Here is a 15,594-nt window from a genome sequence, read left to right as displayed (position 1 = left end):
TCAGCGACAAACGGTCCGCACCCGACGAACCACCCTGGCCACCCGGGACCGATGCCCACGACCCCTGGAGGGCATGGCAGTCTTAGGACATGGCCGCGCAGATCAACCCCAGCATCCTGTCCGCAGATTTCGCCCGCCTCGCGGACGAGGCGAAGGCCGTGGAAGGAGCCGACTGGCTCCACGTCGACGTCATGGACAACCATTTCGTCCCGAACCTCACGCTCGGCGTGCCGGTCGTAGAGTCGCTGGCCCGTGCGACGGACACCCCGCTGGACTGCCATCTGATGATCGAGGCCCCCGATCGGTGGGCGCCCCAGTACGTGGAAGCGGGGGCCGGTTCGGTCACCTTCCACGTCGAGGCCGCCGCGGCTCCCGTCCGGCTCGCCAGGGAAATCCGTGCCAAGGGCGCCCGCGCCTCCATGGCGCTGAAGCCCGCGACCCCCATCGAGCCGTACGAGGACCTGCTCCCCGAGCTCGACATGCTGCTGATCATGACGGTCGAACCGGGCTTCGGGGGACAGGCCTTTCTCGACATCATGCTTCCGAAGATTCGCCGCACCCGCGAGTTGATCAACAAGCACGGACTGGAGCTCTGGCTCCAGGTCGACGGCGGAGTTTCCGCTTCCACGATCGAGCGGTGCGCGGACGCCGGAGCCGACGTCTTCGTGGCCGGATCGGCGGTCTACGGGGCAAACGACCCGGCCCAGGCGGTACGTGCACTACGCACACAGGCCGAGGCGGCCACGGCGAAGGCCTCCTGGGCCTGCGACCACTGAGCCACAGCAAAGTGAACGGCTCTCATCAGGGCTGATCAACCGCGCCACATCTGCAAGGATGAACGGCGAATCCAGAGTGTGAACAGCAGTGAGGAGATCGCCGTGTCGGGTATGTCGGCGGGCCGGTCAGCCATGCGGATGGGACCCGCTGAGCTGGTGCAGGCGGCGGCCATGGCCCGCCGCTTCTACCTCGAGGGCAAGTCCAAGATCCAGATCGCGGAGGAGTTCGGCGTCAGCCGCTTCAAGGTGGCCCGGGTCCTGGAAACCGCTCTCGAACGGGATCTCGTACGAATCGAGATCCGTGTGCCTGCCGAGCTGGACGCCGAGCGCTCGGACGCGCTCCGCGCCCGCTACGGCCTCAGGCACGCCGTCGTGGTCGAGTCTCCGGCCGAGGCCGAGGAGTCGCCCGACCCCGAGAACCTGGGAGAGGTGGCCGCCGACCTGCTCGGCGAACTGGTCGACGAAGGTGATGTGCTGGGCCTGGCCTGGGGTCGCTCCACCATCCACATGGCGGCGGCGCTCGACCGGCTGCCCCCGTGCACGGTGGTGCAGCTGACGGGCGTGTACGACGCCGGGACCGCCGAGCGCGGCTCGGTCGAGGCCGTACGCCGAGCCGCCCAGGTGTCCGGCGGCGACGCCCACCCCATCTACGCGCCGATGCTGCTGCCCGACGCGGCCACCGCCACGGCACTGCGCAACCAGACCGGGATCGCCCGGGCCTTCGAGCACTTCGACAAGGTCACGGTCGCCTGTGTCTCCATCGGCTCCTGGGAGCCGGGCATCTCCACGGTGCACGACATGCTCAGCGACGAGGAGCGCGCGCACTACGCCTCGCTCGGTGTCGCCGCCGAGATGTCCGCGCACCTCTTCGACGCCGACGGCCGCCGGGTCGGCCGGGACCTGGGCGAGCGGTGCATCACGGTGAAGGCCGACCAGCTCCGCCGGATCCCCGAGGTCGTGGCGATCGCGGGCGGGCAGCGCAAGGGGCCCGCGATCGACGCGGTGCTGCGGTCCGGGCTCGTCACCAGCCTGGTGACGGACACGTCGGCCGCGGACTACCTGATGACGGCCGGCCCGGCACCGAAGTCCGCGCTCAACCGGTCCGACCCGGACGGGGTCTGACGGGTGGTCGGGGAGCCGCGCGGGGTGACCGGCGATCCGGCGGGCCGGATCGTGGTCGTCCTCGATCTGGGCGGGGTCACGGACAAGGCGGGTCTCATGGACCGCTGCGCCCGCGACCTGGCCCTGCCCGACTGGTTCGGCCGCAACTGGGACGCGCTGGCCGACTGTCTGGCCGACCCCGCCCTCTGGCCCGAGGAGGCCGGGGAGCGGGGGCTGCTGCTCGTCGTGCAGGGCTGGCGCAGGTACGCCGAGACGCGGCCGGACGAGTGGCAGGTCGCCGAGGAGATCTTCGCCGAGGCGACGGACCGGGGTCCGGGGCTGTTTGTGACCCTCGGCCTTGGAGAATCCTCCGAGACGCCCCCTGACCAGCCTGGATGATCCGCTGGGGGTTGTTCGGGCGGGTGGCATGGGAGAATGAAGTACGTGCTCTTTCCCCCTGGCCGGCCGGTCCGGGGGTCACCTCTGATCGACTGGGATGTGCAGCACGTGCGTTTCCTCAATGACATCCAGCCCGGGTACGACCTGACGTACGACGACGTCTTCATGGTGCCGAGCCGTTCCTCGGTGGGCTCGCGGCAGGCCGTCGACCTCAGCTCCCCGGACGGCACGGGCACCACCATCCCGCTCGTCGTCGCCAACATGACCGCCATCGCCGGCCGCCGCATGGCCGAGACCGTGGCCCGCCGCGGCGGCCTCGTGGTCATACCGCAGGACATCCCGAACGACGTGGTCACCGACGTCGTCTCCTGGGTGAAGAGCCGGCACCTGGTGCTGGACACCCCGATCATCCTGTCCCCGCACCAGACGGTCGCGGACGCGCTGGCCCTGCTGCCCAAGCGCGCGCACGACGCCGGTGTCGTCGTCGACGAGAACCACAAGCCGGTCGGCGTGGTCACCGACGCCGACCTGACCGGCGTGGACCGCTTCACGCAGCTCGCCGAGGTCATGTCCCGGGACCTGCTGCTCATCGACGCGGACATGGACCCGGGCGAGGCCTTCAACACCCTCGACCAGGCCAACCGCCGCTACGCCCCCGCGGTCAACCAGGACGGCACGCTCGCCGGCATCCTGACCCGCAAGGGCGCCCTGCGCGCCACGCTCTACCAGCCGGCCACCGACGCGCAGGGACGGCTGCGCATCGCCGCCGCCGTCGGTGTCAACGGCGACGTCGCGGGCAAGGCCAAGGAACTGCTCGACGCGGGCGTCGACGCGCTCGTCATCGACACGGCCCACGGCCACCAGGAGTCGATGATCAGCGCCCTGAAGCTGGTGCGCGACCTCGACCCGCGGGTGCCGATCGTCGCGGGCAACGTGGTCGCCGCCGCGGGGGTGCGCGACCTCATCGAGGCCGGCGCGGACATCGTCAAGGTCGGTGTCGGCCCCGGCGCCATGTGCACCACGCGCATGATGACCGGCGTCGGCCGGCCGCAGTTCTCCGCGGTCCTGGAGTGCGCCGCCGAGGCGAAGAAGTACGGCAAGCACGTCTGGGCCGACGGCGGTGTCCGCCACCCGCGCGACGTCGCCATGGCCCTCGCGGCCGGTGCCTCCAACGTGATGGTCGGCTCCTGGTTCGCGGGCACCTACGAGTCCCCGGGCGACCTCCAGCACGACGCCCAGGGCCGTGCCTACAAGGAGTCCTTCGGCATGGCGTCCGCCCGCGCCGTGCGCAACCGCACCTCGGAGGAGTCGGCGTACGACCGCGCCCGCAAGGCGCTGTTCGAGGAGGGCATCTCCACCTCCCGGATGTTCCTCGACCCGGCCCGCCCGGGCGTCGAGGACCTGATCGACTCGATCATCGCGGGCGTCCGCTCCTCGTGCACCTACGCCGGAGCGGGATCCCTGGAGGAGTTCGCGGAGAAGGCCATCGTCGGCATCCAGAGCGCCGCCGGCTACGCGGAGGGCAAGCCCCTGCACGCCAGCTGGAGCTGACGGCCCCAACGCACCGTCGAACGGCCCCCGTCGACCCGCCCAGCGGGACGTCCGGGGGCCGTTTCGTTGCGTCGTCGGGGCCCTTTGAGGAGCGCCGGTGCAACACTCGACAGCCGTCCCGCAACGAACACCCGCCCAGCCCCGGGGAACGCAATGATCTTGCAGGTACGCGCAAGGTTGCTGCATTTCGACAGCAACGCCGTTGCTCATAGGCTGTCGCCTCGTACGTGGCGTGGCGGGGACTCCGCTCGGTGGGTCCCTGCTCAAGGGTGCCCGCGGTCCCTGCCGCCCTGACCGGCAGCGAAAAGGAGCCAGCGCGTGCTCGACCAAGGCGCACCCCCGCAGAACCCAGGCCAGAAAGCCGCCCCTGCGTCCCCCGGCATCGGCGCGCGCCTCATGCGCCGCAAGCCCGTGGAACGCCTGGTCGCGGAGGGTGGGCAGGGCGAGGGAGGCTCGCTGCGCCGCACCCTCGGGCTGTGGCAGCTCACCATGATCAGCATCGGTGCCACCCTCGGCACCGGCATCTTCGTCGTCCTCGGCGAAGCCGTCCCCAAGGCGGGCCCGGCCGTCACGCTCTCCTTCGTCATCGCCGGCCTCACCGCCCTGTTCTCGGCCCTGTCCTATGCCGAACTGGCCGGCACCATCCCGGTCGCCGGCTCCTCCTACTCGTATGCGTACGCAACGATGGGCGAGCTGATCGCCTGGATATGCGGCTGGTGCCTGGTCCTGGAGTACGGCGTGTCGGTCGCCGCCGTCGCGGTCGGCTGGGGCGAGTACCTCAACGAACTGCTCGACGGGACCATCGGCGTCACCATCCCGGCCGCCCTCTCCGCCCCGCCCGGCGACGGCGGCGTGTTCAACCTGCCGGCGCTGATCGTCGTCCTGCTCGCGATGGCGTTCCTGCTGGGCGGCGCCCGCGAGTCCGCCCGCGCCAACACCGTCATGGTCGTCGTGAAGATCGCCGCGCTGGTGATGTTCTGCGCCATCGGCGTCCAGGGCTTCCGCTCCGGCAACTACGAGAACTTCATGCCGCTCGGCATGGCCGGAGTCAGCGCGGCCGGCGCCACGCTGTTCTTCTCCTACATCGGCTTCGACGCCGCCTCCACCGCGGGCGAGGAGGCCAAGAACGCCCAGCGCGACCTGCCCCGCGCGATCATGCTGTCGCTGGTCATCGTCACCGCGCTGTACGTCCTCGTCGCGGCCGTCGCGGTCGGCGCCAAGCCCTGGAAGGGCTTCACCGACTCCGAGGCCGCCCTCGCCCAGATCATGCGCGAGGTCACCGGGCAGACCTTCTGGGGCACACTGCTGGCGTTCTGCGCCGTCATCGCCATCGCCAGCGTGGTGCTGACCGTGCTGTACGGCCAGACCCGCATCCTGTTCGCCATGTCCCGCGACGGCCTCGTGCCGAAGGTGTTCGCCAAGGTCCACCCGAAGACCGGCGCCCCCCGCGCCAACACCCTGATCGTCTCCCTCTTCTGCGGAGTCCTGGCCGCCGCGATCCCGCTCGGGCAGCTCGCCGACGCCACCAGCATCGGCACCCTGTTCGCCTTCGCCCTCGTCAACGTGGCCGTCGTCGTCCTGCGCCGCACCAAGCCGGACATGCCCCGCACCTTCCGGGTGCCGCTCTCGCCGGTCCTGCCCGCGCTGGGCTTCGCCTTCTGCGTGTGGATGATGGGCAGCCTGTCCACCGTGACCTGGGTGGTCTTCGGTGTCTGGATGGCCGCCGGTCTCGTGTTCTACTTCGGGTACGGCTACCGCCGTTCCCGACTCGCACCATCCGAAAAGTGATCAACCCACTGTGCTGAACGATCTCGACGAACGCATCGTGCACGCCCTCGCCGAGGACGCCCGCCGCTCCTACGCCGACATCGGCTCGCTCGTCGGCCTGTCCGCGCCCGCGGTGAAACGGCGCGTGGACCGGCTGCGGGCCACCGGAGCCATCACCGGATTCACCGTACGGGTGGACCCGGTCGCCCTCGGCTGGGAGACCGAGGGGTTCGTCGAGATCTACTGCCGCGGGAACACCTCCCCGGAGACCATCCAGCGGGGCCTGGAGCGCTACCAGGAGGTCGTGGCCGCGTCCACCGTCACCGGGGACGCGGACGCGATCGCCCAGGTCTTCGCCTCCGACATGCGCCACTTCGAACGGGTCCTGGAGCGGATCGCCGGGGAGCCGTTCGTCGAGCGGACCAAGTCCGTGCTCGTGCTCTCGCCGCTGCTGCGGCGCTTCTCGTCGGGTTCGCCCACGTAACTCCGTGGCCGCCGGCGGACGACACCCCTAGCCTGGGTGTCATGACCTGGCGACATTGATCCACCAGCCGTGCCTCCCGAGGACCTCCTCGGCCGCCGTACCTCCGGCGTCCGATCCGTCCCTCCGGGAAGGCCCCATGACACTCTCACCCGCCCGCGTGCCCGCCACCGGCGTCCGCCGCCTGACGCGCACGCTGTACGGCTACGCGTTCCTCGACGACTTCGTCCTGCTCTACCCGGTGTACGCGCTGCTGTTCGCCGACACCGGCATGCCGCTCTGGCAGATCTCCTCCCTGTTCGCCCTGTGGTCGGTCACCGGTGTGGTGCTCGAAGTGCCCTCCGGCGCCTGGGCCGACGCGATGTCGCGACGCAGGCTGCTGTGGATCGGCCCGCTGCTGACCGCCGCCGGCTTCGCGCTGTGGGTGGTCGTCCCGTCGTACGGGGCCTTCGCGGCCGGCTTCGTCCTGTGGGGCGCGGGCGGGGCGCTCGGCTCCGGCGCGCTGGAGGCACTGGTCTACGACGAGCTGGACCGGCTCGGTGCCGCCGACCGGTACGCGCGGGTGATGGGCCGGGCCCGGGCCGCGCGCCTGCTGGGCACCGTGGCCGCCACCGGCCTCGCGGGGCCCGTCGTCACCCGGGGCGGCTACGAGGCGGTCGGTGCCGCGAGCTTCCTGGCCTGTGTGCTGACCGCCCTCACCGCGACCCGGTTCCCGGAGCACCGGGTGCGGCCGGAGAGCACCGGCGACAGCTGGGCGACGACCCTGCGTACCGGACTCGCCGAGGCCCGCGGGAACCGCGCGGTGCGTGGCGCCCTGCTGCTGATCCCGGCCGTCGCCGCGGTATGGGGCGCGCTCGACGAGTACACCCCGCTGCTGATCCGCGATCTCGGCGTCGCCGAGGTCACGGTGCCCTTCCTCGTCATGCTGATCTGGGCGGGCGTCACCCTCGGCAGCCTGCTGACCGGACCGGCCGAACGCCTCGGCCCGACGGGGCTCGCGGTGCTGCTCGCGGGCGCCGCCCTCGCCCTGGCCGTGGGAGCCATGGCCCGCTCCCTGGCCGGTGTCGTCCTGGTGAGTCTCGCCTTCGCCGGGTTCCAGCTGGCCGAGGTGCTCGCCGACGTCCGTCTCCAGCACCGCATCGACGAATCCCGCCGGGCCACGCTCACCTCGGTGGCGAGTCTGGGCACCGAGCTGGCGACGGTCGCCACGTTCGGCGTGTACGCGCTGCTCGGGACCGACATGGCGCACAGCACCGTCTTCGCGGTCCTGGCGATCCCCTACCTGGTGACGGCCCTGGCGCTGGCTAGAGCTCGGGCTGCCACGGCACGACCGTGAAGTCGCCCGTCCCCTTCGCGACCTTTTCGAAGGGGGCGGAGCTCACGCACTTGGGCAGCTCCTTCGTGTCGACGGGGCTGCCCGTCGAGGCCCAGCTGTAGCCGAGCCGGTCGTGGCGGCCGAGGTCGTGGACGGTGACGCCGACCCGCTTGCCCTCGGCGCCCGGCAGATCGGACTCGGTGACGACCCCGGAGACGACGGCGACCTTGCCCCCGGTCAGCAGGCAGTCGACCTTCACCTCGGCCCGGGCGCCCTCGCCGTTCAGATAGTGGCTGAACTCGAAGGTGCCGGTGGCCTTCGACGGGTCGGCCTTGTCCTTGGCGGCCAGGTGCGCGTCGAACGAGAACGTGATGTCGTCCCCGGCCGAGCGGTACAGCTTGGCGGTGCCGGTGAGGGCCGCGGCCTCCCGCTGCCGGGGCGCGTCCGAGGCGGTCGCCCGCTCCCGGGGCGCGTCCGACGCCGTCGCGGCCGAGGCCACCCCGGCCGTGAGCAGCAGCGCGGAGCCGAGCACGACGATCTTCGTACGGCGCTTCATTTCGGGTCCTTCCGCAGGTCGTGTGGACAGCCCCTACTCTTCCGGCCCGGCGCGGCCCGGACATCGCGCCCGGGGCGGGACCCCGCCTCCGCCGTACGGCGGGGGAGGTCATGGGCGGATGCGCTCCGAGGAGGAGCGGGAGTCCGACCCGGGGCGCGCAACGAATCGCCGCCCGGCCCCGCACGCACGCAACGAACCGTTCACCGGCGCGCAACGGCTCCTTCTTGTCCGCCCTGGTCAGCCGCCCGTACCGTCTACGTGGCCCCTCCAACCACCCGTCCGCCCGGTGAGGAACACGCATGCGCACCGCCCTGCTCCAGAGCTCCGGCCGCCCCGGCTCGACCGTCGAGAACCTCAAGGTCCTCGACGAGGCCGCGGGCCGGGCCGCCGCCGCCGGGGCCGGGCTGCTCGCCACGGCGGAGATGTTCCTGACCGGCTACGCGATCGGCGACGACATCGGCCGACTCGCCGAATCCGCCGACGGCGACTGCGCCGACGCGATCGCCGAGATCGCCACGAACCACGGCCTGGCGATCGCCTACGGCTACCCCGAGCGGGCCGGCGACACGGTGTTCAACTCCGCCCAGCTGATCTCCGCCGACGGCACCCGGCTCGCGAACTACCGCAAGACCCACCTCTTCGGCTGCTTCGAGCGCGACCACTTCACGCCGGGCGACCTGCCGGTCGTCCAGACCGAGATCGACGGCCTGCGGGTCGGCATCCTGATCTGCTACGACGTGGAGTTCCCGGAGAACGTCCGCGCCCACGCCCTGGCCGGCACCGACCTCCTGATCGTCCCGACCGCGCAGATGCACCCGTTCCAGTTCGTCGCCGAGTCGATGATCCCGGTGCGCGCCTTCGAGAACCAGATGTACGTCGCGTACGTCAACCGGACCGGCCGGGAGGGCGAGTTCGAGTTCGTGGGCCTGTCCACGCTCGCCGGCCCCGACGGGGTCGCCCGGACCCGGGCCGGACGCGGTGAGGAACTCGTGCTCGCCGACGTCGACCCGGCCTTCCTCGCCGCGTCGCGCGAGAACAACCCGTATCTGCGGGACCGGCGGCCCGGCCTGTACGGCCCGCTCGTCTGAAGCCCCTGAACCCGAACCGCCCGTTCGTCCCCGTGCAAGGAGTCCGTACCCCATGACGTCCACCGTGCCCAACGCCGTCGAGCACGCTGACGCGCAGCAGCCGCCGATCACCATGTTCGGCCCGGACTTCCCGTACGCCTACGACGACTTCCTGGCCCACCCGGCGGGCCTCGGGCAGATACCCGCGACCGAGCACGGCACGGAGGTCGCGGTCATCGGCGGCGGCCTGTCCGGCATCGTCGCCGCGTACGAGCTGATGAAGATGGGCCTGAAGCCGGTCGTGTACGAGGCCGACCAGATCGGCGGCCGGCTGCGGACGGTGGGCTTCGACGGCTGCGACGAGTCCCTCACCGCCGAGATGGGCGCGATGCGCTTCCCGCCCTCCTCCACGGCCCTCCAGCACTACATCGACCTCGTCGGCCTTGAGACGCGGCCGTTCCCCAACCCCCTCGCCGAGGCGACCCCGTCGACCGTCGTCGACCTCAAGGGCGAGTCGCACTACGCCGAGACGGTCGGCGACCTGCCCCAGGTCTACCGGGACGTCGCCGAGGCGTGGAACCGCTGCCTGGAGGAGGGCGCCGACTTCTCCGACATGAACCGCGCGCTGCGCGAGCGGGACGTGCCGCGCATCCGCGAGATCTGGTCCAGGCTCGTCGAGAAGCTCGACAACCAGACCTTCTACGGTTTCCTCTGCGACTCCGAGGCGTTCAAGTCCTTCCGGCACCGCGAGATCTTCGGCCAGGTCGGCTTCGGCACGGGCGGCTGGGACACCGACTTCCCCAACTCCATCCTGGAGATCCTGCGCGTCGTCTACACCGAGGCCGACGACCACCACCGCGGCATCGTCGGCGGCTCCCAGCAGCTGCCGCTGCGCCTGTGGGAGCGTGAGCCGCAGAAGATCGTCCACTGGCCGCTCGGGACCTCGCTCGCGACCCTGCACGAGGGCGGCGAGCCCCGCCCGGCCGTGACCCGGCTGCACCGCACCGCCGGCAACCGCATCACGGTGACCGACGCGGACGGCGACATCCGCACCTTCCAGGCGGCGATCTTCACCGCACAGTCCTGGATGCTGCTGTCGAAGATCGCCTGTGACGACTCGCTCTTCCCGATCGACCACTGGACGGCGATCGAGCGCACCCACTACATGGAGTCCTCGAAGCTCTTCGTGCCGGTCGACCGGCCGTTCTGGCTGGACAAGGCCGTCGACGACAGGGGAAATCCGACCGGCCGTGACGTCATGTCGATGACCCTCACCGACCGGATGACGCGCGGGACCTACCTCCTCGACGACGGTCCGGACAAGCCGGCCGTCATCTGCCTCTCGTACACCTGGTGCGACGACAGCCTGAAGTGGCTGCCGCTGTCCGCGAACGAGCGGATGGAGGTCATGCTCAAGTCGCTCGGCGAGATCTACCCGAAGGTCGACATCAGGAAGCACATCATCGGCAACCCGGTGACGGTGTCGTGGGAGAACGAGCCCTACTTCATGGGCGCGTTCAAGGCCAACCTGCCCGGCCACTACCGCTACCAGCGGCGCCTGTTCACTCACTTCATGCAGGACCGGCTGCCCGAGGACAAGCGCGGCATCTTCCTCGCCGGCGACGACATCTCCTGGACGGCCGGCTGGGCCGAGGGCGCCATCCAGACCGCCCTCAACGCGGTCTGGGGCGTCATGCACCACCTGGGCGGCGCGACCGACGCGACCAACCCGGGCCCCGGCGACGTCTACGACGAGATCGCGCCCGTCGAACTGCCGGAGGACTAGGGGGACTGGCGGCACCCGGGCGCGGTCAGGGGCGTGAGCAGCATGCGCCCCGCGAAGCCCACCGCCGTGTCCAGACGTTCGGTGAACTCGCCCGCGACATCGGGCAGTTCACGCAGGGCCCACAGTGCCCGGGCCGCCGTCCACGCGGCGTCCCGGGCGCGGTCCAGGCTCCAGGAGCCGAGCAGATGGGTCAGCGGGTCGGCGATCCGGAACAGATCGGGGCCCGGCATCAGATCTTCGCGGATGCGCTCCTCCAGCGAGAGGAGGAGATCGCCCACCATGTCGAACTCGTCCTCCAGATCGGCGGGAGCGCAGCCGAGCGTACGGCAGGTGTCCACGACGGCCAGCGCGAGATCGTGCCCGATGTGCGCGTTGATGCCCGCCAGCGCGAACTGCAACGGCCGTACCCCGGGATGGCGGCGGAACTGGAACAGCGGCCGCCAGCAGGCGGGCGGGCGCCGCTCGTCCGCGACCGTCTCGACGGCCGCCAGGTACCGCTGTGCGAACCGTACGTCCAGCGTGATCGCCGCGTGGGCGTCCGCGAACCGTCCGGTGTCGACCCACCGGTCCACCGCCTCCGTCACCGCGAGGTAGACACGGTTGAACACCGCCACCCCGTCCCGCGGGTGCAGCGCCGCGTCGAGGGCGCGCATACGGGAGACGACGGCGTCGACCGGAGTGTCCACGGCTGGGGGGAGTTGTTCGCATCGCGGCATGCGGGCAGAGTCGCAGCTCTAGGCTGGCGGGAGTACCGGCGGGCCCGGCGCTTCCCCGAAACGGGGGAACACCGCCCGCCACAGGGGGAGGGGGAGCAGCACTGTGTCAGGCTCGCGTGCCCAGCGCCTGGCCGCCCGCAGGGCCGGGCGCAGGCGAGCCGCCCGGCGCGGCGCGATGGTCGCGGCGGCCTCGCTCGTCGTGGCGGCCGGAGCGGTCGCGGGCGTCCTCGCCGCGTTCGACGACCGGCGGGCCTCGGACGAGGCCGCGCCCCCCGAGGTGTCGGCGTCGCCCCGCCTCGCCCCCCTGCCGGCCGTTCCCTCGCCGTCCGCGCCGGCCACCGCCGTGCCCGCCTCTGCCTCGCCGTCCCCGTCCGCACGCCGGACACAGAGCCCCGCGCCGTCGAGGACCGACACGAGGAGGGAGCGCCCCGGCGCCGTGACCGGACGGCTCTACCGCCACCCCGACTCCCAGGTGCTCGCCTGGGTCCGCTCCCACTCCGGCGACCCCCGGCACGCGGTCATCGCGTCCCGTATCGCCGAACAGCCCGCGGCCGTCTGGTTCGCCGACTACGCACCGGACACCGTCACCGCCCGGGTCGCCGCCGTGACCTCCGGCGGAGCCGCGCTCGGCCGGGTGCCCGTCGTCGTGCCCTACGCGATCCCCGGCCGCGACTGCGGCGGCCACTCCCAGGGCGGGGCGCCCGACCTGGACGCCTACGACGCCTGGATCGACCGGTTCGCGGCCGGGCTGGGCTCAGGTGAGGTCATCGTCGTCCTGGAGCCGGACTCGGTCGCCCAGACCGAGTGCCTCTCCGCCGGTGACCGGGCGGACCGCTTCGCCTCGCTGGCCCGGGCCGGACGCGTCCTGAAGTCCGCCAACCCCCGGGCCCGCGTGTACTTCGACGCGGGGCACTCCGGCTGGAACCCGCCCGCCACACAGGCGGCCTGGCTCAGGCAGGCCGGGGCCGCCTCGCCCGAGTCCTCCGACGGCGTCTTCAGCAACGTCTCCAACTTCCACACCACCGCCGACGAGGTCGCCTACGACCGGCGGGTCCTCGACGCGCTCGGCGGCCCGGCGGGCCTCGGCGCGGTCATCGACACCAGCCGCAACGGCAACGGCGCCCCGGCCGACGGCGAGTGGTGCGATCCCTCGGGCCGCAGACTCGGCCGGACCCCGACCCTGAGCACCGGCGAGTCCCGGATCGACGCCTACCTGTGGGTGAAGCTGCCGGGGGAGTCGGACGGCTGCAAGGGCAGGCCGGGGACGTTCGCGGCGTCGTACGCCTACGACTTGGCGTCGTCGTAGGAGGAGGTGCCCTCGTCCAGCAGCGGCGCCTGCGTCTTCAAGTGGGCCGGGGCGAAGGCCCGCAGGGCGTGGTAGCCGGTGATGACGACCACCGTGCCGAGCGCGATACCGCTCAGCGAGAACGTGTCCGAGAACTTCAGGGAGACGTTGCCGACGCCGATGATGATGCCCGCCGCGGCCGGGACCAGGTTCAGCGGATTGCGCAGATCCACCTTGGCGTTGATCCAGATCTGCGCGCCCAGCAGGCCGATCATGCCGTACAGGATGACGGTGATGCCGCCGAGCACGCCGCCCGGGATCGCCGCCACGACCGCGCCGAACTTCGGGCAGACGCCGAACAGCAGGGCGAAGCAGGCGGCGGCCCAGTAGGCGGCCGTCGAGTACACGCGGGTCGCGGCCATCACGCCGATGTTCTCGGAGTACGTGGTGTTGGGCGGGCCGCCGACCGCGGTGGACAGCATCGAGCCGACGCCGTCGGCCGCGATGGCCGTGCCGAGCTTGTCGTCCAGCGAGTCGCCGGTCATCTCGCCGACCGCCTTGACGTGCCCGGCGTTCTCCGCGACCAGCGCGATGACGACCGGCAGGGCGACCAGGATCGCCGACCACTCGAAGGACGGGGCGTGCAGGGTGGGCAGCCCGATCCAGTCGGCCTTGCCCACGCCGGAGAGGTCGAGCCGCCAGTGGTCGGTCAGCCTGCCGCTCGCGTCCACGGAGTGGATCTTGCCGAAGACCAGGTCGAACACCCAGGAGATGCCGTACCCGAAGACCAGCCCCAGGAAGATCGCGATCCGGGACCAGAATCCCCGCAGGCAGACGACCGCCAGACCGGTGAACAGCATCACCAGCAGGGCCGTCCACTGGTCCTGCGGCCAGTACGTCGAGGCTGTCACCGGCGCCAGGTTGAAGCCGATCAGCATCACCACCGCGCCGGTCACGATCGGCGGCATCGCGGCGTGGATGATCCGCGCCCCGAACCGCCGCACGGCGAGCCCCACCAGGAACAGCGCGCCCCCGACCACGAACACCGCTCCCGTGACGGTCGCGCTGCTGCCGCCCTGCGCCCGGATCACCGCCGCCACGCCCACGAAGGAGAGCGAGCAGCCCAGGTAGCTGGGCACGCTGCCGCGGGTGGCCAGCAGGAACACGACGGTCGCGACGCCCGACATCATGATCGCGAGGTTCGGGTCCAGGCCCATCAGGACCGGTGCGACGAAGGACGCCCCGAACATCGCCACCACGTGCTGGGCGCCGAGTCCGGCCGTGCGGGGCCAGGAGAGCCGCTCGTCGGGGCGGACCACCGCGCCGGGCGCCGGGGTGCGTCCGTCGCCGTGCAGTTTCCAGCGGACGCCGAGATCCATGGTGCGGTTTCGCTTTCGTCGTGCCTGTGCGTGTCCGGACCATTGTCGGGGTGCGCCCACCGTGCTGATGACCGGGGCGGGCGTCCGTTCAGGGCCGCGGGTCGGCGACCACCGTGTCCGGACGGCCGATCCTCGTCCGCTCGCCGGGGCGCAGCACACCCGCGAACGCCACCAGGCCGCAGGACAGCGCAGTCACCAGGCAGAACGACACCATCAGGCTGGTCGCCTGCGCCAGCATGCCGATCGCGCTCGGCGCGATCAGGCCCGAGGTGTAGGTGATGGTCGCGACACCCGCGATGGCCAGGCTCGGGTTGGAACCGCTGCGGCCGGCCGCGGCGAAGCACAGCGGCACGACGACGGCGATGCCCAGACCCATCAGCGCGAAGCCGCTCATGGCCAACGCCGGATGGTCCGCGACGACGATCAGCAGCCCGCCGAGTACGGCGAACACACCGCTCGCCCGCACGGTCCGCACGGCGCCGAAGCGGTCCACGACCCGGTCACCGGCGAGCCGGGCGACGGCCATGGTGAGCGTGAAGCCCGTCGTGCACGCCGCCGCGAGACCGGCCGAGGTCTCCAGCTGCTCGCGCAGATAGACCGCCGACCAGTCCAGGCTCGCGCCCTCCGCGAACACCGCGCAGAACCCGATCGCGCCGATGAGCAGTGCCGAGCGGGGCGGCAGGGCGAAGCGCGGCGGCGGCTCCTCGTCCTCGGCCGGCTGCAGGTCGAGCACCCACTGGCAGGACAGCACGCCGACGACGGTGAGGACCGCGGCGGCCAGGACGTGGTGCAGCCGGGCGTCCGAGCCGAGGTGTGCGGCGAGCGTGCCGGCGGCCGAGCCGACCAGGGCGCCGGCGCTCCACATGCCGTGCAGCCCGGACATGATCGACCGGCCGAGGCGGTTCTCGACCTCGACACCCAGGGCGTTCATCGCCACGTCCGCCATGCCCGCCGTCGCGCCGTACGTGAACAGGGCCAGGCAGAGCGTCAGGAGGTTGGGGGCGAGCGACGGCAGGACCAGCGACAGCGTCCACAGGGCGATCAGTCCGCGCAGCGCGTTGCGGGCGCCGAAGCGGTGGCTGATGCTGCCGGCGAGCGGCATCGCCACGGACGCGCCGAGCGCGGGGAAGGCGAGCGCGATGCCCAACTGGCCCGCGCTCACGCCCGCGTGGTCCTGGATCCACGGCACGCGGGTCGCGAACGAGCCGGTCACGGCGCCGTGCACGGCGAAGACGGCGGCCACGGCGTACCGGGAGCGCTTCACCTCGCGCTGTTCGTCGACCACGCTGCCCATTCTGCGGTCCTCCTCCAGGTCCCTGCCGTGCTCGCGTCCGGTGCGGGCGTAAACTATCAGGAACCCTGCCTGATAATAAGAGGGTCTCCCGGCGGCCCCGGTCTACGGTGCCGCCGATCTG

General features: G+C 71.7%; 14 protein-coding genes. 10 read left to right on the top strand and 4 right to left on the bottom strand.

What is annotated here, in order from left to right; translation table 11 throughout:
- Nucleotides 1-89 precede the first annotated feature (89 nt).
- The 7 genes from rpe (at nt 90) to IE153_RS09695 (ending at nt 7,411) form a co-directional block, all read left to right on the top strand.
- A complete protein-coding gene (gene rpe, locus IE153_RS09725) occupies nt 90-776 on the top strand; it encodes a ribulose-phosphate 3-epimerase (RefSeq protein WP_189589356.1) in 687 nt (228 codons plus the stop codon).
- A gap of 78 nt (nt 777-854) precedes the next feature.
- Nucleotides 855-1,898, top strand: a complete 1,044-nt coding sequence (locus IE153_RS09720) for a sugar-binding transcriptional regulator (protein WP_189589355.1) — start codon at nt 855-857, stop codon at nt 1,896-1,898.
- Nucleotides 1,899-1,922: 24 nt separating this feature from the next.
- The gene (locus IE153_RS09715; RefSeq protein WP_189589354.1) at nt 1,923-2,276 is read left to right on the top strand and encodes a barstar family protein; all 354 of its coding nucleotides are present in this window, start codon (nt 1,923-1,925) and stop codon (nt 2,274-2,276) included.
- Between the two features lie 108 nt (nt 2,277-2,384).
- Nucleotides 2,385-3,827 (top strand): GuaB1 family IMP dehydrogenase-related protein, encoded by a 1,443-nt coding sequence (locus tag IE153_RS09710; RefSeq protein ID WP_189589353.1) that lies wholly within the window; start codon nt 2,385-2,387, stop codon nt 3,825-3,827.
- A gap of 318 nt (nt 3,828-4,145) precedes the next feature.
- Complete coding sequence (locus IE153_RS09705; protein WP_189589352.1) at nt 4,146-5,615, top strand: amino acid permease; 1,470 nt, start codon at nt 4,146-4,148, stop codon at nt 5,613-5,615.
- A 10-nt stretch (nt 5,616-5,625) separates the two neighbouring features.
- The gene (locus IE153_RS09700; protein WP_189589351.1) at nt 5,626-6,078 is read left to right on the top strand and encodes an Lrp/AsnC family transcriptional regulator; all 453 of its coding nucleotides are present in this window, start codon (nt 5,626-5,628) and stop codon (nt 6,076-6,078) included.
- A gap of 136 nt (nt 6,079-6,214) precedes the next feature.
- Nucleotides 6,215-7,411, top strand: a complete 1,197-nt coding sequence (locus tag IE153_RS09695) for an MFS transporter (RefSeq protein WP_189589350.1) — start codon at nt 6,215-6,217, stop codon at nt 7,409-7,411.
- Here the strand turns inward: IE153_RS09695 and IE153_RS09690 are convergent.
- Nucleotides 7,380-7,946 carry a Repetin gene (locus IE153_RS09690; RefSeq protein WP_189589349.1) on the bottom strand — a complete coding sequence of 189 codons (567 nt, stop codon included), beginning with the start codon at nt 7,944-7,946 and terminating at the stop codon, nt 7,380-7,382. The two genes, IE153_RS09695 and IE153_RS09690, sit on opposite strands and share 32 nt — an antisense overlap.
- A 299-nt stretch (nt 7,947-8,245) precedes the next feature.
- Here IE153_RS09690 and IE153_RS09685 point away from each other — a divergent pair, with 299 nt between their 5' ends.
- Together IE153_RS09685 and IE153_RS09680 are read left to right on the top strand one after the other, a co-directional pair.
- A complete protein-coding gene (locus tag IE153_RS09685) occupies nt 8,246-9,034 on the top strand; it encodes a carbon-nitrogen hydrolase family protein (RefSeq protein ID WP_189589348.1) in 789 nt (262 codons plus the stop codon).
- A gap of 52 nt (nt 9,035-9,086) precedes the next feature.
- The gene (locus IE153_RS09680; protein WP_189589347.1) at nt 9,087-10,799 is read left to right on the top strand and encodes a flavin monoamine oxidase family protein; all 1,713 of its coding nucleotides are present in this window, start codon (nt 9,087-9,089) and stop codon (nt 10,797-10,799) included.
- Here IE153_RS09680 and IE153_RS09675 read toward each other — a convergent pair.
- Nucleotides 10,796-11,515: a DUF5995 family protein gene (locus IE153_RS09675; protein ID WP_189589346.1), complete on the bottom strand. Its 720-nt coding sequence runs from the start codon at nt 11,513-11,515 to the stop codon at nt 10,796-10,798. The two genes, IE153_RS09680 and IE153_RS09675, sit on opposite strands and share 4 nt — an antisense overlap.
- A 175-nt stretch (nt 11,516-11,690) precedes the next feature.
- Between IE153_RS09675 and IE153_RS09670 the strand changes: the two genes are divergently transcribed.
- Nucleotides 11,691-12,821, top strand: coding sequence for a glycoside hydrolase family 6 protein (locus tag IE153_RS09670; protein ID WP_189589616.1), 1,131 nt, complete (start codon nt 11,691-11,693; stop codon nt 12,819-12,821).
- Here IE153_RS09670 and IE153_RS09665 read toward each other — a convergent pair.
- Both IE153_RS09665 and IE153_RS09660 read right to left on the bottom strand, forming a co-directional pair.
- Nucleotides 12,800-14,179 carry a uracil-xanthine permease family protein gene (locus IE153_RS09665; protein WP_097215500.1) on the bottom strand — a complete coding sequence of 460 codons (1,380 nt, stop codon included), beginning with the start codon at nt 14,177-14,179 and terminating at the stop codon, nt 12,800-12,802. The genes IE153_RS09670 and IE153_RS09665 overlap by 22 nt on opposite strands.
- An 88-nt stretch (nt 14,180-14,267) precedes the next feature.
- Nucleotides 14,268-15,473 carry an MFS transporter gene (locus IE153_RS09660; RefSeq protein ID WP_189589345.1) on the bottom strand — a complete coding sequence of 402 codons (1,206 nt, stop codon included), beginning with the start codon at nt 15,471-15,473 and terminating at the stop codon, nt 14,268-14,270.
- Nucleotides 15,474-15,594 lie beyond the last annotated feature (121 nt).

This window comes from Streptomyces massasporeus (assembly GCF_014648995.1).
Classification (GTDB): Bacteria; Actinomycetota; Actinomycetes; order Streptomycetales; family Streptomycetaceae; genus Streptomyces; species Streptomyces massasporeus.
Note: the sequence above shows the minus strand (reverse complement) of the source record. Positions and strands in the feature narration are given on the sequence as shown.

Coding starts and splice junctions, on each gene's coding strand:
- IE153_RS09675 (WP_189589346.1), bottom strand. CDS start 11,515: ATGCCGCGATGCGAACAACTCCCCCCAGCCGTGGACACTCCGGTCGAC.
- IE153_RS09690 (WP_189589349.1), bottom strand. CDS start 7,946: ATGAAGCGCCGTACGAAGATCGTCGTGCTCGGCTCCGCGCTGCTGCTC.
- IE153_RS09680 (WP_189589347.1), top strand. CDS start 9,087: ATGACGTCCACCGTGCCCAACGCCGTCGAGCACGCTGACGCGCAGCAG.
- IE153_RS09660 (WP_189589345.1), bottom strand. CDS start 15,473: ATGGGCAGCGTGGTCGACGAACAGCGCGAGGTGAAGCGCTCCCGGTAC.
- IE153_RS09670 (WP_189589616.1), top strand. CDS start 11,691: ATGGTCGCGGCGGCCTCGCTCGTCGTGGCGGCCGGAGCGGTCGCGGGC.
- IE153_RS09665 (WP_097215500.1), bottom strand. CDS start 14,179: ATGGATCTCGGCGTCCGCTGGAAACTGCACGGCGACGGACGCACCCCG.
- rpe (WP_189589356.1), top strand. CDS start 90: ATGGCCGCGCAGATCAACCCCAGCATCCTGTCCGCAGATTTCGCCCGC.
- IE153_RS09685 (WP_189589348.1), top strand. CDS start 8,246: ATGCGCACCGCCCTGCTCCAGAGCTCCGGCCGCCCCGGCTCGACCGTC.
- IE153_RS09695 (WP_189589350.1), top strand. CDS start 6,215: ATGACACTCTCACCCGCCCGCGTGCCCGCCACCGGCGTCCGCCGCCTG.